This is a genomic window from Gilliamella sp. B2838 (genome assembly GCF_026536185.1).
GTDB lineage: Bacteria > Pseudomonadota > Gammaproteobacteria > Enterobacterales > Orbaceae > Gilliamella.
The window spans coordinates 28,732-50,559 of sequence record NZ_JAFNOO010000006.1 but is presented as its reverse complement, the minus strand read 5'-3'; the positions used below and the strand labels follow the sequence as shown (position 1 = coordinate 50,559).

The following is a 21,828-nucleotide window of genomic DNA, read 5'->3' as shown; positions in this document are numbered from 1 at the left end:
CTGAATCAACATTGTTCGATTTGAATTTTTTCGATGAGCTCTTCCATTTTAGCGCTACGTGATCCTTTAACTAGTATGGTTAAAATTGGATGCTGCCGTAGTAACATTAACAGATAATTCACTGCATCTTGTTTATGATTAAAATGGTGGCCGACACCACTATACTGGCTAATAAATTGACTTAAATTACCGACACTAATGACACAATCAAGTTTTTCGTGATGAGCAAGTTCACCAATTTGTTGATGATATTTTTCGGCATCTTCGCCTAATTCAGCCATATCACCAACAACTAAAATTCGATAACCAGGTTGCTTTGCTAAAACCTTAATAGCTGCCGACATTGAACCAACATTAGCATTATAAGCATCATCCAAAATTAACTGGGTTTGATTTAATTGTATTGGAAACAATCGACCTTTTACCGGTTTTAAGGTAGCTAAACCTTGCTTTATTTGATTAAACGTTGCGCCTACAGAAATCGCTAAAGCTGACGCCGCAACCGCATTAGAAACATTATGTTCACCAATCAAGGGAAGTTCTAGTGCACATTGACCATTAGGTGTATGTAAGATAAATGAAGTGGTCTGAGCGATTTGAATATTACTGGCATAAAAATTAGCCGATGGATTAGATAATGAAAAGGTCCATACCGTTTTGTTACCTAACGAATTAAACCACTTATCACTACAGCTATCTAAATTGATGATAGCAATACCATGATTCGCTAATCCTGCAAAAATTTCACCTTTGGCGGTTGCCACTCCATCAAGCGAACCAAAGCCTTCAAGGTGCGCCTGCGCAATATTATTAATTAGAGCACTTTGGGGTTTAACAATATTAGTTGTATACGCAATTTCACCAATGTGATTCGCGCCTAATTCTATTACTGCATATTGATCTTGCTCAGTTAGACGGAATAACGTTAACGGTACACCAATATCATTATTAAAATTGCCCTGAGTATAAAGTGTCTGACCACAATGTTGTAAAATTGCGGCAGTCATTTCTTTAACCGAGGTTTTACCCGAAGAACCAGTGAGCGCAACAATTTTAGCATGACTTAACTGACGAACCGCCGCCGCAATAAGCCCAAGTGCAATTTTTGTATCCTTAACGACAATTTGAGCAATAGCATTATTGTCAATTTTATGATCAACAATAACCACACTAGCGCCTTGTTCTATTGCTTGTTCAACAAAAACATGCCCATCAAAATGATCACCCACTAAGGCAATAAATACTGCATTTTTGATAATGTTTCTGGAGTCTGTACAAATAGCATCAATCATCATATCTTCGTTTAAGATATGATAAGATTGACCATTTATGACTTTTTTGATTTGTTTAATTTGTAATGGAATCATGATTGATTCGCTACTCCTAAAAGCTGTTTCACTGTTTCTTGATCAGAATAGTGATATTTGGTTTTACCTACAATCTGGTAATCCTCGTGCCCTTTGCCTGCAATTAATATTACATCATTAGATTTAGCTTGTTTTAGTGTATAAGTAATCGCTTGTTTTCTATCAGGGATGACTTTTACATGGGTACCATCATGTAACCCTTGTTGAATATCATGAATAATGTTCATTTCATCTTCAGTGCGTGGATTATCATTAGTTAGTACAATTTGATCAGCAAATTGTTCAGCCACTTCAGCCATTAATGGGCGCTTTCCACTATCTCTATCACCACCACAACCAAAAATCACCCATAACGTTCCTTTGCAGTGAATTCGGCTAGCTTGTAACGCTTTTTGTAATGCATCTGGCGTATGCGCATAATCGACAATAACTGTAGGACTATTTTTTTCGTGTAGAACTTCCATTCGTCCACAAATTGGTTTAAGAAAAGAGGCCATATTCACAACAGCAAAAAATGGGTAATCTAGTGTTAATAAAGTTGCAATGGACAAAAGTAGATTAGAAACATTAAATTCACCTAATAATCGGCTATTGATAATGGCATTTCCCCAACTTGACTCCATATGAATTTTGGCGCCTTTATCGTGGTATTCAATCATCGATACGCCAACATAAGGTATATTTAGTGCTTTTAAACGACGTAACGATTTAGGCTGGCAAGATACCGCTGTCACCTGTGTCAGTTTTTCAATCCATCGCTTGCCATATTTATCATCATAATTCACAATTGACTTGCCCGAATTTAGTACTTGCTTTTGCTTTTCTTCTGGAGTGAATAATGACCATTTTGCTTTCGCGTATTTACTCATAGTTTTATGATAATCAAGATGATCTCGACTGAGATTGGTAAATACGGTTGCGGCACAATTTAAACTTTTAACGCGGTCCATGGCTAAACCATGTGAAGAAATTTCCATTGCTACAACTTTGACATGCTTTTTCACAAAATCGGCTAATAAAGTTTGTACATCGATAGCTGATGCAGTGGTATTGGTTGATGGCTCGAGCTGATGATTATAAATGCCATTACCAATAGTACCTAAAATAGCGGTTTTTTCATTTAATAACGTAGTACATTGAGCAATAAGTTGTGTCACTGTGGTTTTACCATTAGTGCCTGTTACTCCAATCACTGACAATTTTTTGGAAGGTGAATGATAAAAATCATTAGCAATCATCGACAAACGATGTGACAATTGAAAAATACTGATTTGTGGTATTACAGACTTATCATCTTGCTTAAGATAATTAATTTTTAAATTATTCGATTTTCGATTAGTTTCAATAAGTATCGCAACGGCACCTGCCAAAATGGCTTGTTCAATAAAATTACGACCATCTACGGTATGCCCTTTGATCGCAACAAACACATCGTTTTTTTCCACTTGACGACTATCGATACGTAAATGATTAAGCGGAAAATCGGCTAATTCTAATTTGCCAGTTCCACCTAATAATTCAAATAATGTTTTAAATGTGCTTGTAGACATCATTTACCACCTGTTAATAAATAATCATTTGCCCATCAACTTGACGATCTGGCTTCACATTCATTGTTCGAAGAACCCCCCCCATAATACGGCTAAAAACAGGTGCGGATACTGAACCACCATAATATTGACCGGCTTTCGGGTTATCAATAACAACAACTAATGAATATTTAGGACCGGTTGCCGGTGCAATTCCTGCGGTATAAGCTAAATATTGATTGACATAGCGTCCACCCGATAATTTTTTTGCAGTACCCGTTTTAACGCCAACACTATAACCAGGTACCGAAGCTTTAGTTCCCCCACCTGTCACAGCCACAGCTTCCATCAATTGCACGACTGTTTTAGCTATTTTTTCTTGTACTACGCGTTCACCTTTAACCGGTTCTGTAATTTTTAAGATAGAAACAGGACGATATATACCGTAACTACCAATAGTTGCATAAGCTCTGGCTAATTGTAACGGTGTGACACTTAAACCATACCCGAATGCAAAGGTGGCGCGCTCAATATCTGCCCATTTTCTGGTACGATCAGCAGCAATAGATCCACTCACTTCACCACCTAATCCTAATCCCGTTGGCTGACCTAAACCAAAACGACTATAAAATTCAACTAACTCGCCTGGCTGCATTTGTAATGCTAATTTACTGACCCCAACATTACTTGATTTTTCTAAAATGCCCGCTAGATTTAATGATTTTTGATACGACACGTCTTTAATTTCATACCGATTCACAAAAAATGGTCGGGTATCAATGATAGTATTTACATCTGCAATTTTTTTCTCTAAAGCTGCCATAACAACTAATGGTTTAACTGTTGAACCAGGTTCAAACGCATCAGTGACAGCTCTATTACGTAATAAATTATAATCAATAGAGGAACGATTATTAGGATTATAAGACGGGCTCGTTGCCATCGCTAAAATTTCACCTGTATGCACATCAATTAAAACAGCTGTTCCACTATCGGCTTTATTAAATTCAACCGCTTGACTTAATTCGCTGTACACTAAAGATTGCAAGCGTTCATCAATACTTAACGTTAAATCGGATGCGGCTTCACTATCAGTTCGTTCTAACTCTTCAATAACCCGACCAACTCGGTCACGTCTTACGACTCGTTGTCCTGATTCACCAATTAACCATTTATTGAAGCTTTTTTCTATCCCTTCAGAACCCCGTTCGGTGCCGTTATCGTCGATATCGGTTAAACCAATTAACTGCGCAATATTTTCAGCAGCGGGATAATAACGTTTGGATGTTTTAGCAAACGAAATACCCGGTAGTTTTAACTGTTTTAAATAATCCGCTATTGTTGGTGTAATTTGCTTAGTTAAATACACAAAACGCATAGATGGATTACTCAATTTTTGCTGTAAGGTTGACATTGATATATTGAGTGTTTTGGCTAAACCTTGCCACCTAATATCATCAGCCTTGACACCACCTTTTTGTACAACAATTTTAGGATCCGCCCACACATCAAACATTGGCACACTCACGGCAAGCGCTCGACCATTACGATCAGTAATCATGGCACGCGGTGCATCCATTTCTTGATGGCGAATGGATCGTTTATTACCTTCAGCAATAAGCTTATCTGGTTCTATTATCTGCAATATTGCCATTCGAATAATTAAACACACAATAGCAAATATAATAAAGCCATAGACGATATAAAAACGGTTAGGTGTAAAAAACTGTTTTTTGTTCGGTTTATTTGCTTTGTTTGTTTTTACAACCTTTTTAGTTTTATCTTTATTATTTTTCACTACAGGTTTCATTATTTACTCTTTATCACAATAACGGTTTCATTTTGAGGCGTCACATATGACATACCCAATTGATTTTTAGCTTTATCTTCAACACGTTTCGGATCGGCAAGTACATTTTCTTCAATAACTAAATTACGCCATTCGCTCTCTAAAACATCTTGTTCTAGTAAAAGTTGCTCACGTTCAAATAGTTGCTTACGAACTTGTTGCGTTGTGATTAATACGGCTCCAGCTGTAATAATGATAAGTATAAGTAATAATAATGAAATTTTTTGATGACCGAGCAAATCACCAACAATTAAGCCAAATAAACTTTTACTTGGTCGCTTTTGATTGTCGATTTCAGCATAAAAATTTTCGCTATCATTTGCTTGATTACTGTTCATTTTTCCTTTCAGCTACCCTTAATATTGCGCTTCTTGAACGCGGGTTGTGATTAATCTCATCCATACTTGGTTTTACCTTGCCAAGTGATTTTAACTCGGCACCACCATATTGTTTAATTTGTTGTTCAGTAAGTGGTAATCCTGCTGGCAACTCAGGTCCTTTACTCTGTTTGCTAATAAATTGCTTAACTATTCGATCTTCTAAAGAATGAAAACTAATTACGGCAAGCCGTCCTTGGTTGGCAAGTATCGACAAACTGGCGTTCAATGCTTGTTCAACTTCTTCAAGTTCGCTATTAATATATATACGAATTGCTTGAAAACTCCGTGTTGCTGGATGTTTATGTTTATCTTTTTTAGGTGTTGCTTGTTCAATTAAATTGGCTAACTCTAATGTGCGAGTAATCGGCATAATTTTGTTTTTTTCGACAATAGCTCGCGCAATACGTTTAGCAAATTTTTCTTCACCAAATGTTTTTAATACCCATGCTATATCGGCTTCATCACTATGTAATAGCCACTCACTTGCTGTCATGCCCTGATGATTATTCATCCGCATATCGAGCGGACCATCACGCATAAACGAAAATCCTCTTTGCGGATCATCAAGTTGCGGAGAAGAAACCCCAAGGTCCAATAAAAAACCATCAACTTTACCAAGTAAGCCTAAATTATCAATATATTGATATACATTAGAAAACTCACCACGAATAAAGGTAAATCGCGGATCAATTATTTCACTCGCTGCCTGTTGAGCTTTGGCATCGCGATCAATGGCAATTAATCTTCCTTCATTACCTAGATGATTTAAAATTAAACGAGAATGACCGCCTCGACCAAAAGTTCCATCAACATAAATACCGTTTTTTTTTATATTTAATGCTGCAATAGCTTCATTTAGTAAAACAGTTGTATGTAGATAGCTCATTAGTCTTGTACTCTATTATTTAGTTAAATCGTTAAATTTTTTAAATTATCGGATAAGTTTGTAATATCAGCCGACAGCTCAGCAATATCTTCACTAATTTGTTGATACCAGATGACTTCATCCCAAATTTCAAATTTATTAGATTGACCTACAAACATGACATGTTTTTCTAATTTTGCGTATGTGCGTAATGTAGGCGGTAATAGAATCCGACCTGAATTATCCATAGGGCACTCAATTGCATAGCCTAGTAATAATCGTTTTATTCGACGCTCTGACTCAACAATAGTAGAAAGTGTTGATAGTTGCTTTTCAATACTTTTCCATTCAGAAATTGAGTAAAGTGACAAGCAAGAATGATATAAACCAATTGTGCAAACCATGCCTTCAGACAAAGCATCACGATAGCGAGTAGGAATAGCCATCCGCCCTTTACTATCTAAATTGACTGAAGTTGCACCACTGAACATGAAAGCACCGTTTTCTTTAAATTTTTATTATTTTTTTATTGATTAAAATCAGATGGTTAAATAATTCTTACTTTTTTACCACTTAAACCCACTTTTTACCACAAAAGTTACAAAAATAATAGGTATTTAATCAATTAATTTCGCGAATATTCATAAAAATAAGTGCACGCTATTTTTACTAAAAATAACTTCAGCTTTGAATATTTAAAATATTTATTTAAATCAATTGGTTAAATGATTTATTTTTTCAAACGTTCATACTAACAATAGAAAAAATATGATTAAGAGATGATGTGAATAAAGTAATGAAGTTAAATATTACTCATAATGGATGAGTAATGATTGAGGCTTTAAAGAAAGATTGTGGCCGACATAAGTCGGCACAATCAATAGGCTTACGCAGCAGTCCAAAATATGGTCACATTAACTTTATCTTGCTGTAAAATTGCTCTAACTGGCATTTGGTTAATATCTTTACCTTGTTCGGCTTGTTCTAATACTGACATTTTACTATCACCCACTAAATGTAGATAGATATTGTGACTATTTAAAATAGTAGGCAGCGTTAAAGTAATTCGATCTAAAGGCGCTGTTAATGGTGTCATACCGATAACTTTACGGCCTGATTTCATATCTAAACCGGCAGCTAAATTCGCAGCGCCAGGGAATAATGACGCAGTATGACCATCTTCCCCCATACCTAGAATTAATACATCAAATGGCATTGGTACTTTGTCTAACTGTTTTTCAGTAATTGACGCGCCATCAAATGGATTATTACAGCTATTTTTTAAACCGATAAAATTAGCCAACTTTGCTTTATTTTGTAATAAGTAAGTCATGACCAATTTTTCATTACTGGCATCATCAGTATCATCAACCCATCTATCATCAACCAGAGTAATAAATACACGGCTCCAATCTAAATTTTGCTCACTAAGAGCAATAAATAAAGGAATAGGCGTTTTACCCCCCGATACAGCTATCGAAGCTTGTCCTTTAATTTGAATCGCTTTGGTAAGTTCATTCACGATGTGTGAAGTCAGGTCTTCAACTAATAACTCACTTGTTGCATATTTATTTAGTGTAACCATATTGGATATTCCTTTTATTCAAATTCATGCCATGAATAGCCATCTTTAGTAATTAAAGCGACTGATGCAACCGGTCCCCAAGTACCAGCTTGATAAGTTTTTGGTGTGTCATTATCAGCATCCCATGCATTGATAATAGAATCAACCCATTTCCAAGCAGCTTCAACTTCGTCACGATGAACAAATAGTGCTTGTCGTCCTCGCATCACTTCAAGTAGCAAGCGTTCATAAGCATCAGCACGATGTTGATGGAAAGTTTCACTAAAACTTAAATCAAGCTTAGTTGTTTGTAAAGTATGGGTACTATCTAACCCTGGCACTTTATTAAGAATTTCAATATCCATACCTTCATCAGGCTGTAATCGAATAGTTAACTTATTTTGTGGCAGCTCAGGATAAGATTCACTAAACAAATTCAGTGGTAATGGTTTAAAATAAACAACCACTTCTGAGCATTTGCTTGGTAAACGCTTACCAGTACGCAAATAAAAAGGGACTCCCGCCCACTGCCAATTATCAATATCGACACGAATAGCCACAAAGGTTTCAGTATGGCTGTCTGGGGTTGCACCATCTTCTTCTAAATATCCCGGTACATTAATACCGTTAACAAATCCTGAGGTATATTGACCTCTAACAACTTTATCACGAATATTGGTTTTATTAATTGGTCTAAGTGCATTAAGTACAGCGATTTTTTCATTACGCAAGCTATCATCACCAAGATTAGATGGTGGAGACATTGCAATCATAGTTAAAATCTGTAATAAATGGTTTTGTACCATATCACGCATTTGACCAGCTTTATCAAAATATCCCCAACGCCCTTCAATACCGACTTGCTCAGCAACAGTAATTTCAACATGATCGATTGAATTTCGGTCCCAAAATGAGGCAAATACAGGATTTGCAAAACGTAATGCTAATAAATTTAAAACGGATTCTTTACCTAAATAATGGTCAATACGATAGACTTGTGACTCATTAAAATATTTCGCAACAGAATCGTTAATTTCACGCGATGATTGTAAATCGGTACCGAGTGGTTTTTCCATAACAATTCGGTTTTGGATTTGATTTAATCCCGCTTCAGCTAAACCTTGGCAGATAGTACCAAACGCACCAGGATGCATGGCAAAATAAAAAATAGTTGGTCTGGTTTGGTCAAGTTCATCCTTTAATGCGCTAAAACCAGCAAGATTATTGACATCTAATTTATGAAAATTAAGTCGTTGACTAAATCGTTGCCAAATCGCGTCGTCGATAGGTTCTGGCATAAAAGTAGCCAATGCTTCTTTGGCTACTTCGCAATAAGCAGCATGATCCCAATCAGCACGACCTACGCCTAAAATTTTAGTCTGTTTTGGCAACTTACCATATTTTTCCAATTGATATAAAGACGGTAATAATTTACGTCTCGTTAAATCCCCTTTAGCACCAAAAATAACTAAATCGCAAACTGGGATATCAGACATAATTTTCTCCTAAAAAAAGCATATTATCTATTTTATTACGTTGTCCTACCTATGTACACTCAGTTAATAGAGCTAATCATAATAATAGGTATTTGCCTTATTTGATACGAAAACAAAAGGTCACCATGAAGGCGACCTTTTGCGTGGATTAGTAATTGGGTGTTACCCAATTGATGGATAATTTATACGCGCACAAAATCCATATGCACTAATTTTGGTTTGAATGGATGACGTTGTACTGCTTGTACTTTTGCTTTAACAGCTTTACCGTCAACTTCAATAGTTAATACTTCAGAATAAAATTCTGGTTTTTCTTGCATATTAAAAATATGGTTGTGATCAAGCACAACAGAAACTGCTGCTTCACTTCCACCATAGATAATAGCTGGGAATTGACCAGCGTGACGCAGGCGGCGGCTCGCACCCTTACCATGCTCTTTTCTAACTTCTGCTTTTAATGTAAACATTTTAATTTCTCTTAGTAATTTCAAATAAAAACCAATTACAGGCGACCCAGTAATTGGCTATCAAATAGTTGCTTAAAAAGCGCTAGCGATTATAAAGCGTTCTGCAATTTAACGCAATCAAATAATCATACTACTATTAATCAAAACCAAGTATCGATTAAGTTTGTAATACGAATTTACCGTTTACTTTATTAATTCTATCTTAAAACCATAAGACACTTTTTCTGTTGGCGAAAGTTTTAAAGGTTGAGTAATACACGCAGTTTCGACACAAACCATAGATTGATATTCATCATCAGCAAAATCAGCCATTGCTTTTGCTTTATCTACCCATGGATTCCATGTTACAACATCGGTCGAATGATTATTAGTTAACTCAATAGTACGTTGCCCATCTTTAATGATTAACTTATTATCGGCATGGGTGTAAATACGATCGACTTCTTGATTGAAAGTCAGCTGACCTACAGTAGTGGGTTTATTTTCATTTGCTAAACGTTCTTGATAGCTGTCTCCTAAACCTTTAACAAGCACATTGTTAATATTATCTACACCAAAATAGGTATGTAATGCACTTGTTGCTTCAAAATCGCCTTGGCAAGTTAACGTGACTTGGCAAGTATTACCAATATGAATCTGTAACCAAACGTGAAAAGGTTTTGAAAAAAACGGCTCAGTTTGTTGATTATTGGTTAACGATAAAACAAGATCAACGCCATCATTATCTTCGTTGCATGAATCTAGAGTCCACTGCACTATACGGGCAAAACCATGCATAGGATCACCTAATTTACCAAACCAAGGCCAACAAATAGGTACGCCACCACGAATAGCGGTACCTTTTTTAAATACGGCGTTGTTACTTAACCAAACGACTGGTGCAGTTTCAGTTGTCGGTTGCCAAAATAATAGATGCGCACCTTGTAGTGAAACCGCGGCTGTACAAGTTTGGTGATTAATGACTAAAATAGGTAATTCACCATAGGTGGTTTGTTTGACAGATGGGCTTAAAGACTGAGATTGTTTAGCACTATCCAATAGTTGTTTTAAAATACTCATAATTACTCCTATAATGTTTAATCTGATCGACAATCAATGTCATAAACTAAATCTAAAATTGTTTCTATTTTACGCTTTTTCACCACATTCTAGAAATAGAATAAAGGTAAAAAAGCTTTTTTTAATAAATACGAGTAATATAGCCAGCTCATTTAAACTTATTCTGCGTATTTGACAAAAATTTATGGAAAAGCATATGTTTGATTATAAAATTCCGCTTAGCTTATATATTCATATGCCTTGGTGTGTTCAAAAATGTCCTTACTGTGATTTTAATTCACATACGGTGAAAAAAACACCTGATTATCAAGCTTATATTCAACATCTTATTGAAGATTTACGGCAAGATGTCAAACTGTGTCCTGATCGCTCAATTCACTCTATTTTTATCGGTGGAGGCACGCCAAGTCTATTTTCAGCCGAATTGATTAATCAGTTATTAATCGACGTTAATAAAATTATTCCAATAGAGAGCGAGGCAGAAATAACAATTGAAGCAAACCCAAATTCTGTTGATGTAGAAAGGTTTAAGGGTTATCAGCAAGCAGGAATTAATCGTATTTCAATTGGCGTGCAAAGCTTTCAATCGGCTAAACTAGTAAATTTAGGACGCATACATAACCCTGAAGAAGCCATAAATGCAGGTACTCTTGCTCATAACCTAAATTTACATAGTTTTAATTTAGACTTAATGCATGGCTTACCGAATCAATCCATTGATGATGCATTGTATGATTTAAAGCAAGCCATTAAGCTAGCCCCCCCGCATTTGTCTTGGTATCAACTAACTATTGAACCCAATACATTATTTGGTTCCAAACCACCAATCTTACCTGATGACGATAACCTATGGGAAATTTATCAACAAGGGCATCAACTTTTAACTCAACAAGGCTATCAACAATATGAAACCTCAGCATATGCCAAACCCGGCTATCAATGCGAACATAATTTAAATTATTGGCGTTTTGGTGATTATTTAGGGATTGGCTGCGGAGCGCATGGTAAAATTACCCAATCGAATGGCAAAATTACCCGGACAGTAAAAACACGTCACCCTAAAGGGTATTTAGAAGGTCGATATTTAGAAAACGCTTATCAAGTAGCGTCGCAAGATCTACCCTTTGAATATTTTATGAATCGTTTCCGATTATTTGAAGCAACGCCCAAGCACGAATTTGAACAACGTACTTTTTTACCCTTGCAATCGGTAAGTAAGCAGATTGACCTTGCCATAGAGCAAAACTATTTGATTGAACATAAACATAATTGGCAAATAACCGAACGCGGTAAGCTGTTTTTAAACTCATTATTAGAGATCTTCTTATAGATAACACAATAAAAAATAATGAATTAGTGACGAGAATCAAGCCATTTACACTTACTTAACAAGATAGATACAATCTATTTAAGCAATCATTTAGTTATCTTTACATACATTTTTTAAAAAAAGGCGCATACTAACACTCGACAATGCATTTATTTCATTGTTTTCCTATTCCTTATGTTTTCCCAATAACCATGTTATTGGGATTTTTTTTGCAAATTTGTTCAACTGATTTTATTTATATTTAGAAATAAATTGTTTTAATTCATCTAATGTCGATGTCCCTTCCATTGGACCTTTTTTAGATACAGCTAGAGCACCGCTCGCATTCGCATAGCGCAAAGCCTGTTTGACAGAATATCCGGCTAACATCAAACTCACAAAGGTTGCACCAAAACAGTCACCCGCTCCAGTTGGATCAATGACGTTTGTGGCAAAACCGTCGACATGAAGTGTGTATAATTTATTTTTTTCATCGTGACCATAGTAGTCTGCACCATTACTACCTTTTTTCACCACAATATGTTTAATTCCTTTTTCGAGTAATGAAAACATGGTTTGTTGTTCACTCTCATCATGGCTATGGGCAAAATAACTGACCTCGCTTTCGCTTGGTAAAAATATGTCGGTATATTCCATGATATAATCAAACGATTGCTCCATTTCCTGGATATTAAACATCTCCTTACGCAAATTAGGATCAAACGAAATTGTGCCACCATTTCTTTTAATAATATCAAGTGCTTTACGCATAGCATCAATGGCGCGAAAAGAATAAAGTGAAGAGCCCATAACGTGTAAATGGGTACAATCTTTTAGTAAACTTTCATTTATATGATTGAACGAAAGTAGACCACAGGCACTATTTGGGATATTAAAGATAAAATCGCGCTCATTTAAGTCTTTATAGGTTACAAATGCACTACCTGTATTAGCTTTATAATGCGAGGTAATCCCCTCAATAATCACACCATCTTGTTTTAATCGCTTAGTGCACATGTGACCAAAAGCATCTTTGCCAACACAACCAAAAAAAATAACTGGAAAACCTAATTTTGCAACTTGATCAGCAAATATTGCTGGTGCGCCACTGACAAAAGGTCCGACAAACTCACCTGGTTCGTCAAAACGTTGGTTTTTCTGTTTAGCTAAAAACTCAACTAGCAATTCTCCTATAGTACAAATTTTAAATTGCATATTACATCCCCTTTGCATTACGATAGATCACGCAAAATTTGTTAACCACATCTTGTTTAAAATTAGAATCTAATAATTGTTGATGATATTCGGTGACAACTGGTCTTGATAATATAACCGTATCTAAATGCTTTAATTTTCCGATACTGTGTTCATCATTCATTACCAAGCGTTGAGGTAAAAGGCCAATAGTATGGTCAGCATTTTTAAATATTTGTTGATATGTTTTTTGTTGATCAATATTAGCAATAATTAAATGATTATTAGCATTGATAGCTGCCAATTCGACAATAAAATGGGTAATAGAAAATTGGTTAACAACCTCAGTTAGGGCATTATTATTTTGCAAAATATTACCTTCTAAAAGCACCCCCCCCACTAATATGACTTCGGCATCTGAAAACTCCTTAACCAATTGAGCATTTTGAATATCATTCATAATTAATTTTAAGGATTTTTTATTATGCAAAAAAGGAATGAGTTTTCGAATTAAAGTGCCATGACCTAAAAAAAGTGTATCGCCATCATTTATATAATCTAAACAATTTTTAACGATATCGATTTCACTGATATTTAAATTGATATTACTATAATTTACAGAGTCGAAAGAAGTTTGGTTAGCCAAACTTTCAGGTGGAATATAAATTGCTCCACCAAAGGATCGTTTTAAATAACCTTGTTGTTCTAAATATGTTAAATCTTGCCGAATGGTAACATTAGATACTTGAAGCTTGTCAGATAAGTCATCTACTTTTACTTCACCTTGTTTACGTACGATTTCGGCAATATCTAACCTACGTTTTAGTAGGGCTGAAGACGCTCTAGCCAAATTTTATTTCCTATATAACTGATAAATATCTAAAGATGATAATAAAATTTATCATACAAGTGGTCAACATCAATTAATGTGAAGAAATTTATTCCTAAACATGAATCAATGTTAATTATCGCGATTTAGTAGTCTTAAATCAGCCTTGACCAGTTAAACGTTAAAATGCAACTTTAGCAACAAGTTTATCTTGTTCGACATATTAAAATCTATTTTTGTGATCCACCTCACGCTATTAACACTAGTATAACTTTCGTTTTGCAATCATAATTTAAAAAAATAACTTTCAATTCGAAAGTTAAAAAATTAAGTAGTTAATAAAAATTTTAGGAGAAGTTATATGTCAATTATTTCTAGCCACAATATGTTAAAAAAAGCGCAAAAAGAGCACTATGCCGTACCCGCCTTTAACATTCATAATTTAGAAACAATGCAAGTCATTGTAGAAACAGTTGCTCAATTACAGTCCCCTGTGATTTTAGCAGGAACCCCAGGAACCTATAGTTATGCAGGAACAGAAAATATTGTCGCTATTGCTTATGAGTTGTCGAAAAAACATAATGTTCCTTTAGCGCTTCATTTAGATCACCATGAAGACTATGATGATATAACAGCCAAAATCAATGCAGGTATTCGCTCTGTGATGATTGATGGTTCTCATTTTCCATTCGCTGAAAATGTTGCCATTGTTAAACGTGTCGTTGAATATGCTCACCGTTACGATGTCAGTGTAGAAGCAGAATTAGGACGACTAGGTGGCGTTGAAGATGACTTAGTTGTTGATGCTAAAGATGCTTTATACACTAATGCTAAACAAGCAGTTGAATTTATAGAAAAAACAGGTATTGACTCACTGGCAATTGCAATTGGCACTGCGCACGGTCTTTATAAATCAGAACCCAAACTAGACTTTGATCGTTTATCGGAAATACGTTCAATGGTCGATATTCCACTAGTATTACATGGCGCATCGGGCGTGCCAGATAAAGATGTACGTGAATGCATTAAACGCGGTATTTGTAAAGTCAATGTAGCGACAGAATTAAAAATCGCGTTTTCTGATGCCCTCAAACAATATTTTATTGAACATCCTGATGCAAATGACCCTCGTCACTATATGAAACCAGCAAAAGCAGCAATGAAAGAGATCGTCAAAAAAATCATCACAACATGCGGATGCGCAGGAAAATTATAGAGGCTAAGCATGATGATCTATACCTTAACACTCAATACCGCCATTGATATGAATATTCGTTGCCAAGGGCTTTATCCCAATTGTGTCAATCGTACTTCGCATACGGAATATAGCCCAAATGGTAAAGCTATCAATGTATCGATTGTATTACATAAATTCAATAAACCAACCTGTGCTTTAGGTTTCTTTGGTGGTTTTTCGGGTAAGTACATTGTTGATGAATTAACTAAATTGCAACTTGAAACCAAACCTTGCTTTATTGATGACATCACGCGTATCAATGTTTTTGTCAACGATGGGCATAATGAATATAAATTGGTGGGGAAAGGACCGTTTGTTCCTGATAACAAAAAAAGTGAAATGCTAGCGATTATTAGTTCGTTAGCCAATGACAGTTATTTAGTGATCAGCGGAAGTCTGCCAAATAATATTGAACCAGATTATTATCAGTCTATCTTAGATTTATGTCTGTCCAAAAATATCCAAGTCATTCTTGATATTAGTCATCCCAAATTAAGTGAATTACTAAAGTATAAGCCATTATTAATTAAACCTAATGACGATGAACTAAAAGAAATTTTTGGACTTGAAACTAATACCCAACAGCAAATCATAACCGCACTTGAGGCTGTTCATTTAAAAGGCGCACAAAACATTTTATTAACAATGGGTGACAAAGGCATGTACTTTTCAGACGGCACGCATATTTGGTTTTGTAATGCGGTGAAAATAAATCTAGTTAGTTCGGCTTGTGCTGGTGACGCATCGCTTGCTGCATTTATTAGTGAGTGGCTTTTTGAACAACAAAATATTGAAAAAGCCATGAAAAAGGCCTCAGCAACAGGCGCTAATGTTGCCGAGTCAGATGGATTAGGTCAATTAGACAAAATTGACATTTATATGGGTCAAGTTGTCGTTACCCAAATCAAGTAAATAGGAGAGCATTATGAGAAAAATATTAGCTGTCACAGGATGTCCAACTGGTATTGCACATACATATATGGCGGAAGAAGCCTTAAAAAGCGCTGCCGAAAAAGCTGGCTTTGAAATAAAAGTAGAAACCAATGGCGCAGGCGGTGTTGATAACGCTATTACAGACGCAGATATTAGCGAGGCAATTGGGGTAATTATTGCTGCTGATAAAGATGTCAACCCTGACCGCTTTAATGGTTTACCTGTTATTGAGGTACCTGTTAAAGATGGTATTCATAAAGCTAAAGTACTTATTGAACAAATCACATCAGGCGCTGTTCCCATCCGTAAAGGCAAAAATAACAATTCAGACAAATCCAATTCATCATCTAACCAGATAGAAGTTAAAGAATCCATTGGTCGTCAAATTTATAAACACTTAATGAGCGGTGTTTCGAACATGTTACCCTTTGTGGTAGCTGGCGGGGTTTTAATTGCGTTATCGTTTTTATGGGGGATATATTCAGCTAACCCTGATAATGCTCAATATAATGAATTTGCCGCGTTATTAATGAAAATTGGTGGGCAAGCGTTTGGCATTATGGTTCCTATCTTTACCGGTTTCTTAGCGTACTCTATAGCTGGCCGACCAGGAATGGTTGCCGGATTTGTCGGTGGACTGATTGCTAATATCACCGGAGCTGGGTTCCTTGGTGGGATTATTGCTGGTTTTGCTGCCGGTTATTTAATGCTGTTTGTCAAAAAATTGTTAGATGGACTTCCACGTTCATTTGAAGGGCTTAAATCCATTTTCATTATGCCACTCATTGGCGTATTTGTGATTGGTGCAGGTATGTTTTTACTCGGTGGTCCGATTGCGACAGTAAATAATGCCATGAAGTCATTCCTTGAATCACTGCAATCTGCTAATCCTGTTTTATTAGGTATTGTTATTGGTGCGATGTGTTCATTCGACTTTGGTGGTCCAGTAAATAAAGCCGCTTACGTAACAGGTACCATGTTGTTAGGTGAAGGCAATTTCTATTTTATGGCTGGTGTCTCTGCAGCTTGTATTGCCCCCCCGTTTGTTATTGCTTTTTCAACAACAATCTTCCGCGATAAAGCCTTTACTGAAGAAGAGCGTGCAGCTGGTCTGGTCAATTATATTTTGGGTTCAACACACATTACAGAAGGAGCAATACCTTTTGCAGCAAAAGATCCATTGCGCGTGATTCCAATTATGATGTTATCGTCTGCTATTGCAGCTGTTTTAACCTTTTTATGCCAAATTCAAGTCCCTGCACCTCACGGTGGTTTTTTAGTACTGCCACTGGTCAATAAACCATTTTTATGGGTAGGTTGCATTTTCGCGGGCGCAATAGTTGGCGCTATTTTATTAGGTTTAGTTCGTATTGCACAAAACAAAAAATTAGCCAATAAAGCAACAGTATAATCAACAAATTAGTCTACCGCTCATCAGCGGTAGACTAACAAAATAAGGATAACAAATGAGCGATTTAAAACTTAATGTCAATGATATTTCAATCATAGATGGCTCTTTTTCTAAACAAGAGGCGATAAGAGCGGTATCTGAAAAGATGATTAACGCAGGATTAGTCAAAAATGATTATACTCAAGCAATGTTCGATCGTGATGCTCAAATTTCGACTTTTTTGGGTAATGGTATAGCAATTCCACATGGCACAACCGAAAAACGTGATAGTGTTATCGAAACAGGACTTAAAGTGATTTATTATCCACAAGGTATCAAGTGGGATGAAGATAATAATATTGCTTATGTTGTCGTTGGCATTGCAGCTAAATCAAATGAGCACTTAGATATCTTACGTAAATTAACACGTGCCGTAATTGCAGACGATACACTTGAGCGCATCTTAGCCGTAAAAACACCAGAACAACTATTAGCCATTCTTCAAGGTAATTCATGATAATCACCGAATCAAGTATTCGCATTTAACTCATAGAGGTATCGGCATCTTATTAACAATAGATGCCGTTACTCAACTGAGCACAGTTCGTTTTTGCAATAGAAAATACAGTTCATTTATGAATAAAAATTTTTCAGGCGATTATGGATAATTGTCTTATCTTTTACCATTTCGAATGAAACTAAAAATCCCTGCCAATTAATACCTAAAACAATTAACATCTCGTCAAAGTCATAGTAATAACGCACCTGATCGTCATCAATAGAGTCTTTGAACTTAAAATTATGATTAAACTCATCTGTTAACTCAAACGGATGCCCCATTTTAAAATCAAAGCCTAGATAAGTTAAAATTTGATTAGCTTTATCACGTAAAAACGTGTTCTCCACCACATCTTCCAGTGATAATACTTCAACATGCCCCAAAATATAAAAAAACAGAATTTGATAACCACATACTTTTGCTATTCCAGATATATCCGCATAAATAAAATCATCGATAATTTGATACTCATCTAACGTAAAAAAATAATCGATATTCAGCTTGTTAAAGCTTGCTTTTTCATACAAAAGGCTCCGTTCACTATTCAAATTAACGTTTTCCTTTTTTCAAAATAGGGAATTGAACTGTCATCAAATTGCAGATGATTTTCTTTTTAGAATAACGCGCATATCCTCACCAACTGCTGCAACTGATTCAAATTGAAATTGAGGAGCTAGGGATAATTTTTGCAAATTGGGTAAAATACACATATCGTTAGCATTATGGCCTAGCAATTTTGGCGCATAATAAATAATCAGTTCATCAACTAAATTTTGTTCAATTAACGCACCAGCAAGGTGTGCGCCTGCTTCAACCCAAACACTATTTATCTGCTTTTGCGCTAAGTTTTCGAGTAAAACGTTTAAATCAATATACTGATTAGTTGAAGGCTCTACAATCAACGATGTATTAGGCATTGCAATCGATAAATTTTGCTTTCGTACAACCCAAGTTTCACCGGGTTGTTGGAAAATATTTTCATCGCCGGTTAGTTGATGTTGACCATCAATAATTACTCTAATGGGTTGTCTAATCTTGTCTACAGGGTAGATTTTCTGTATGTCATCGGGTAATTGGTGATATCTAACGGTTAAACTTGCATTATCGGTTTGTACTGTTTTACGGGTACTTAATATACAACTGGCTTGAGCACGAAACTGTTGTACGTCTTCTCTGGCTTTGTTTGAGGTTATCCACTTACTTTCGCCTGATGCCATGGCGATTTTTCCGTCTAACGAAGCAGCCAGTTTAAGTTGGACAAAAGGTAAGCCTGTGCGCATACGTTTTAAAAAACCTTGATTAATCGCTTCCGCTTGGTCAGCTAAAACACCGACAGTTACCGCTATACCAGCATCTTGTAAACGTTTAATACCATTACCGGCCACGTTAGGATTAGGATCTTGCATAGCAATCACAACACGCTTTATCCCTGATTTGATTAAGGCATCGGCACAAGGGGGAGTGCGTCCAAAATGACTACAAGGCTCTAATGTTACATATGCAGTTGCACCTACGGCATTAGCGCCCGCCATTTGCAAAGCATATACTTCCGCATGGGGTTGCCCCGCTTTTTGATGGTACCCCTTACCAATAATCTGATTATCTTTAACGATAATACAACCGACATTGGGATTAGGTGTTGTAGTAAAGCGACCAAGTTTAGCAAGCTCAATGGCTTGATTCATATAAAGTTGATCGGTATCGTAAGACGTTGTCATAAGGGTCATTATTTTTGTTGTAATTTAGCAATTTCATTACTAAATTGTTCTATATCATCAAAACTAAAATAAACTGATGCAAAACGTATATAAGCGACTTTATCGAGGTTTTTTAACTCTTCAATAACGTAACTACCAATTAATTTTGCTGGCACTTCACGTTCACCGGTAGCTCTGATTTTTGATTTTATGCGCGTAATTGCATCTTCGATCGCATCAAAGCTAACTGGGCGTTTTTCTAGCGCTCGTTTTATTCCATTACGCAACTTATCTTCATTAAATGGTTCTCGAACTTTATTGCTTTTAATCACATTAGGCATAATTAATTCAGCCACTTCAAATGTGGTAAAACGCTCATTGCACTCAACACATTGACGACGACGACGGACTTGATAACCTTCACCAACAAGACGCGAATCAATCACCTTTGTATCATCTGCATTACAAAACGGACAGTACATAACAATATCCTTATAATGGCCTAATTGATATTACAATAGCTGAAAATAGTGATTTAAACAAGATATGTCTAAACAGCAAAATAAATACTATTGATTAGCGTTTACTAAAATAATGTATATGTGATTGAATGTAAAAATCGTGAGGATAAATTTAATAGCAAAATAAATAACTGAAATTAGCTAAACCATATTTGATGATAAAGAATAATCCGCCACCAATTGGCAGCGGAACTAATTTTACCAAGATAAATTAATTAAAAAATCACGTAATTTGGCAAAATCATTTGGCATATGATGCGAAAGTAGTGTCATATCTGCACGTTCAGCTAATGCTTTAGGCAGTGGAATTGATTTACCAAGAATATCTTCAACCACCTCTTTGAATTTTGCTGGATGAGCCGTACCTAAAAACAATCCATATTCACCTACTTGCAGCTGATCACGTAATGCCCGATAAGCAATCGCGCCATGAGGCTCAGACAAATAACCTTTTTTATCTAATTCTCTTACCGTTTGTGAAGCGACTTCATCAGACACCGCCGCATGCCCAAGTGATTTTAACACCCAGCCTTCGCGACGATAAATCTCTTCAATACGAGGCCAGTTATTCGGTTGGCTCACATCCATAGCATTAGAAAGCGTAGCAACTGTTGCATGAGGCTCCCACTTTCCAGTTTCTAAATAGCGTGGCACCGTGTCGTTTGCATTCGTTGCAGCAATAAAACGTTTAATTGGTAACCCCATTGTTTTAGCCAATAAACCGGCTGTTAAATCACCAAAGTTACCACTAGGCACTGAAATCACTAATTGTTGACGTTGCGCTGGTGTCAGTTGAGCATAAGCTTCAAAATAGTAACAAATTTGTGCCAGTAAACGACTGATGTTAATCGAATTTGCAGAATTTAATCCAATTAGCGCTTTTAACTCTTCATCATCAAATGCTTTTTTAACTAAGGCTTGGCACGCATCAAAGTCACTTTTAATAGCGATAGTATGAATATTATCGCCCAAGGTGCAAAATAGCTTTTCTTGTAATGGACTAATTTTTCCTTCGGGATATAAAATGACAACACGAATATTAGGTAAATGATAAAAAGCATGCGCCACTGCGGCACCTGTATCACCCGAAGTTGCTGTTAATATCGTAATTTGTTTATCCGCAGCCACTTGCACTAACGCTTGTGCCATAAAACGTCCACCAAAATCTTTAAACGCAAGTGTTGGACCATGATATAACTCTAATGAACCAATATCTGCTTCAACCGATTTGACCGGCGCTGGAAATTGAAAAGCATTATTAACTAATCGATACATATCATCCTGACTAATTTCATCGCCAATAAACGCCGATAAAATTTTGGCGCTACGAGTTATAAAATCCAGTTTTAATAATGCTTCAATTTCATTTTCAGAAAATTTTGGTAATTCTTGCGGGAAAAATAGACCTTGTCCTCTTCCTAATCCTTGTTGCACAGCTTGGGAAAAGCTAACTTGCTGCGAATGATCTTTCAAATTGTACAATTTCATAATATGTTCCAGTTATATTTATGCTGTAATAATTTATTCGTTTTATTATCTATCAACCAAAAAAATAATTTTTTCAATTACGCTTTTTATAGGAT

21 protein-coding genes are annotated in these 21,828 nt (G+C 35.9%); 5 read left to right on the top strand and 16 right to left on the bottom strand.

Annotated features, from left to right (window positions below; all coding sequences use genetic code 11):
- Positions 1-5 precede the first annotated feature (5 nt).
- The 10 genes from murF to J3U63_RS07870 form a co-directional block, all read right to left on the bottom strand.
- Entirely contained in the window at positions 6-1,367 is a 1,362-nt protein-coding gene (murF, locus tag J3U63_RS07915) for a UDP-N-acetylmuramoyl-tripeptide--D-alanyl-D-alanine ligase (protein WP_267343957.1), read from the bottom strand.
- Positions 1,364-2,917, bottom strand: a complete 1,554-nt coding sequence (gene murE / locus J3U63_RS07910) for a UDP-N-acetylmuramoyl-L-alanyl-D-glutamate--2,6-diaminopimelate ligase (protein WP_267343958.1) — start codon at positions 2,915-2,917, stop codon at positions 1,364-1,366. Before murE ends, murF begins: the two co-directional genes overlap by 4 nt.
- A gap of 13 nt (positions 2,918-2,930) precedes the next feature.
- Positions 2,931-4,706 carry a peptidoglycan glycosyltransferase FtsI gene (ftsI, locus tag J3U63_RS07905; protein WP_267333550.1) on the bottom strand — a complete coding sequence of 592 codons (1,776 nt, stop codon included), beginning with the start codon at positions 4,704-4,706 and terminating at the stop codon, positions 2,931-2,933.
- Positions 4,706-5,083 carry a cell division protein FtsL gene (ftsL, locus tag J3U63_RS07900; RefSeq protein WP_065633882.1) on the bottom strand — a complete coding sequence of 126 codons (378 nt, stop codon included), beginning with the start codon at positions 5,081-5,083 and terminating at the stop codon, positions 4,706-4,708. Before ftsL ends, ftsI begins: the two co-directional genes overlap by 1 nt.
- Positions 5,073-6,011, bottom strand: coding sequence for a 16S rRNA (cytosine(1402)-N(4))-methyltransferase RsmH (rsmH, locus tag J3U63_RS07895; RefSeq protein ID WP_267333551.1), 939 nt, complete (start codon positions 6,009-6,011; stop codon positions 5,073-5,075). The genes ftsL and rsmH overlap by 11 nt, the downstream gene beginning before the upstream one ends.
- 23 nt (positions 6,012-6,034) lie before the next feature.
- A complete protein-coding gene (mraZ, locus tag J3U63_RS07890; protein WP_267333552.1) occupies positions 6,035-6,481 on the bottom strand; it encodes a division/cell wall cluster transcriptional repressor MraZ in 447 nt (148 codons plus the stop codon).
- Between the two features lie 395 nt (positions 6,482-6,876).
- The gene (pgl, locus tag J3U63_RS07885) at positions 6,877-7,575 is read right to left on the bottom strand and encodes a 6-phosphogluconolactonase (RefSeq protein ID WP_267371198.1); all 699 of its coding nucleotides are present in this window, start codon (positions 7,573-7,575) and stop codon (positions 6,877-6,879) included.
- Positions 7,576-7,589: 14 nt separating this feature from the next.
- Positions 7,590-9,050 carry a glucose-6-phosphate dehydrogenase gene (gene zwf / locus J3U63_RS07880; RefSeq protein WP_267333554.1) on the bottom strand — a complete coding sequence of 487 codons (1,461 nt, stop codon included), beginning with the start codon at positions 9,048-9,050 and terminating at the stop codon, positions 7,590-7,592.
- A gap of 182 nt (positions 9,051-9,232) precedes the next feature.
- Positions 9,233-9,517, bottom strand: a complete 285-nt coding sequence (rplY, locus tag J3U63_RS07875) for a 50S ribosomal protein L25 (RefSeq protein WP_267333555.1) — start codon at positions 9,515-9,517, stop codon at positions 9,233-9,235.
- A gap of 183 nt (positions 9,518-9,700) precedes the next feature.
- Positions 9,701-10,576: a D-hexose-6-phosphate mutarotase gene (locus J3U63_RS07870; RefSeq protein ID WP_267333556.1), complete on the bottom strand. Its 876-nt coding sequence runs from the start codon at positions 10,574-10,576 to the stop codon at positions 9,701-9,703.
- Between the two features lie 196 nt (positions 10,577-10,772).
- Between J3U63_RS07870 and hemW the strand changes: the two genes are divergently transcribed.
- Positions 10,773-11,906 (top strand): radical SAM family heme chaperone HemW, encoded by a 1,134-nt coding sequence (hemW, locus tag J3U63_RS07865; protein ID WP_267347589.1) that lies wholly within the window; start codon positions 10,773-10,775, stop codon positions 11,904-11,906.
- Positions 11,907-12,137: 231 nt separating this feature from the next.
- Here hemW and J3U63_RS07860 read toward each other — a convergent pair whose 3' ends face one another.
- Both J3U63_RS07860 and J3U63_RS07855 read right to left on the bottom strand, forming a co-directional pair.
- Positions 12,138-13,100 (bottom strand): sugar kinase, encoded by a 963-nt coding sequence (locus J3U63_RS07860; RefSeq protein ID WP_267347588.1) that lies wholly within the window; start codon positions 13,098-13,100, stop codon positions 12,138-12,140.
- 1 nt (position 13,101) lies between these two features.
- Entirely contained in the window at positions 13,102-13,929 is an 828-nt protein-coding gene (locus J3U63_RS07855; protein WP_267333559.1) for a DeoR/GlpR family DNA-binding transcription regulator, read from the bottom strand.
- 340 nt (positions 13,930-14,269) lie between these two features.
- Between J3U63_RS07855 and J3U63_RS07850 the strand changes: the two genes are divergently transcribed.
- Genes J3U63_RS07850 through J3U63_RS07835 form a run of 4 tightly spaced genes read left to right on the top strand, consistent with a single transcriptional unit; the run spans position 14,270 to position 17,985 of the window.
- Complete coding sequence (locus J3U63_RS07850; RefSeq protein WP_267347586.1) at positions 14,270-15,124, top strand: tagatose bisphosphate family class II aldolase; 855 nt, start codon at positions 14,270-14,272, stop codon at positions 15,122-15,124.
- Positions 15,125-15,136: 12 nt separating this feature from the next.
- Positions 15,137-16,057: a 1-phosphofructokinase gene (gene pfkB / locus J3U63_RS07845; protein ID WP_416379583.1), complete on the top strand. Its 921-nt coding sequence runs from the start codon at positions 15,137-15,139 to the stop codon at positions 16,055-16,057.
- A gap of 13 nt (positions 16,058-16,070) precedes the next feature.
- Positions 16,071-17,489, top strand: a complete 1,419-nt coding sequence (locus J3U63_RS07840; RefSeq protein WP_267333562.1) for a PTS fructose transporter subunit IIC — start codon at positions 16,071-16,073, stop codon at positions 17,487-17,489.
- Between the two features lie 55 nt (positions 17,490-17,544).
- The gene (locus J3U63_RS07835; protein WP_267333563.1) at positions 17,545-17,985 is read left to right on the top strand and encodes a PTS sugar transporter subunit IIA; all 441 of its coding nucleotides are present in this window, start codon (positions 17,545-17,547) and stop codon (positions 17,983-17,985) included.
- A 116-nt stretch (positions 17,986-18,101) separates the two neighbouring features.
- Here the strand turns inward: J3U63_RS07835 and J3U63_RS07830 are convergent, their stop codons facing one another.
- The 4 genes from J3U63_RS07830 to thrC form a co-directional block, all read right to left on the bottom strand.
- On the bottom strand, positions 18,102-18,575 hold the full coding sequence (locus J3U63_RS07830; protein WP_267371195.1) for a hypothetical protein: 474 nt from the start codon (positions 18,573-18,575) through the stop codon (positions 18,102-18,104).
- 42 nt (positions 18,576-18,617) lie between these two features.
- The gene (ribD, locus tag J3U63_RS07825) at positions 18,618-19,745 is read right to left on the bottom strand and encodes a bifunctional diaminohydroxyphosphoribosylaminopyrimidine deaminase/5-amino-6-(5-phosphoribosylamino)uracil reductase RibD (RefSeq protein WP_267371192.1); all 1,128 of its coding nucleotides are present in this window, start codon (positions 19,743-19,745) and stop codon (positions 18,618-18,620) included.
- A gap of 8 nt (positions 19,746-19,753) precedes the next feature.
- Positions 19,754-20,206, bottom strand: a complete 453-nt coding sequence (gene nrdR, locus J3U63_RS07820; protein WP_065633897.1) for a transcriptional regulator NrdR — start codon at positions 20,204-20,206, stop codon at positions 19,754-19,756.
- Between the two features lie 237 nt (positions 20,207-20,443).
- Positions 20,444-21,733, bottom strand: a complete 1,290-nt coding sequence (gene thrC, locus J3U63_RS07815) for a threonine synthase (RefSeq protein ID WP_267371190.1) — start codon at positions 21,731-21,733, stop codon at positions 20,444-20,446.
- Between the last annotated feature and the right edge of the window lie 95 nt (positions 21,734-21,828).

What these genes read in the sequence shown, in the direction of transcription:
- J3U63_RS07840 (WP_267333562.1), top strand. Translation starts at nt 16,071, where the DNA reads ATGAGAAAAATATTAGCTGTCACAGGATGTCCAACTGGTATTGCACAT.
- ftsI (WP_267333550.1), bottom strand. Translation starts at nt 4,706, where the DNA reads ATGAAACCTGTAGTGAAAAATAATAAAGATAAAACTAAAAAGGTTGTA.
- rsmH (WP_267333551.1), bottom strand. Translation starts at nt 6,011, where the DNA reads ATGAGCTATCTACATACAACTGTTTTACTAAATGAAGCTATTGCAGCA.
- nrdR (WP_065633897.1), bottom strand. Translation starts at nt 20,206, where the DNA reads ATGTACTGTCCGTTTTGTAATGCAGATGATACAAAGGTGATTGATTCG.
- murE (WP_267343958.1), bottom strand. Translation starts at nt 2,917, where the DNA reads ATGTCTACAAGCACATTTAAAACATTATTTGAATTATTAGGTGGAACT.
- ftsL (WP_065633882.1), bottom strand. Translation starts at nt 5,083, where the DNA reads ATGAACAGTAATCAAGCAAATGATAGCGAAAATTTTTATGCTGAAATC.
- murF (WP_267343957.1), bottom strand. Translation starts at nt 1,367, where the DNA reads ATGATTCCATTACAAATTAAACAAATCAAAAAAGTCATAAATGGTCAA.
- ribD (WP_267371192.1), bottom strand. Translation starts at nt 19,745, where the DNA reads ATGACAACGTCTTACGATACCGATCAACTTTATATGAATCAAGCCATT.
- mraZ (WP_267333552.1), bottom strand. Translation starts at nt 6,481, where the DNA reads ATGTTCAGTGGTGCAACTTCAGTCAATTTAGATAGTAAAGGGCGGATG.
- J3U63_RS07850 (WP_267347586.1), top strand. Translation starts at nt 14,270, where the DNA reads ATGTCAATTATTTCTAGCCACAATATGTTAAAAAAAGCGCAAAAAGAG.
- zwf (WP_267333554.1), bottom strand. Translation starts at nt 9,050, where the DNA reads ATGTCTGATATCCCAGTTTGCGATTTAGTTATTTTTGGTGCTAAAGGG.
- J3U63_RS07870 (WP_267333556.1), bottom strand. Translation starts at nt 10,576, where the DNA reads ATGAGTATTTTAAAACAACTATTGGATAGTGCTAAACAATCTCAGTCT.
- J3U63_RS07835 (WP_267333563.1), top strand. Translation starts at nt 17,545, where the DNA reads ATGAGCGATTTAAAACTTAATGTCAATGATATTTCAATCATAGATGGC.
- hemW (WP_267347589.1), top strand. Translation starts at nt 10,773, where the DNA reads ATGTTTGATTATAAAATTCCGCTTAGCTTATATATTCATATGCCTTGG.
- pgl (WP_267371198.1), bottom strand. Translation starts at nt 7,575, where the DNA reads ATGGTTACACTAAATAAATATGCAACAAGTGAGTTATTAGTTGAAGAC.
- pfkB (WP_416379583.1), top strand. Translation starts at nt 15,137, where the DNA reads ATGATCTATACCTTAACACTCAATACCGCCATTGATATGAATATTCGT.
- thrC (WP_267371190.1), bottom strand. Translation starts at nt 21,733, where the DNA reads ATGAAATTGTACAATTTGAAAGATCATTCGCAGCAAGTTAGCTTTTCC.
- J3U63_RS07860 (WP_267347588.1), bottom strand. Translation starts at nt 13,100, where the DNA reads ATGCAATTTAAAATTTGTACTATAGGAGAATTGCTAGTTGAGTTTTTA.
- rplY (WP_267333555.1), bottom strand. Translation starts at nt 9,517, where the DNA reads ATGTTTACATTAAAAGCAGAAGTTAGAAAAGAGCATGGTAAGGGTGCG.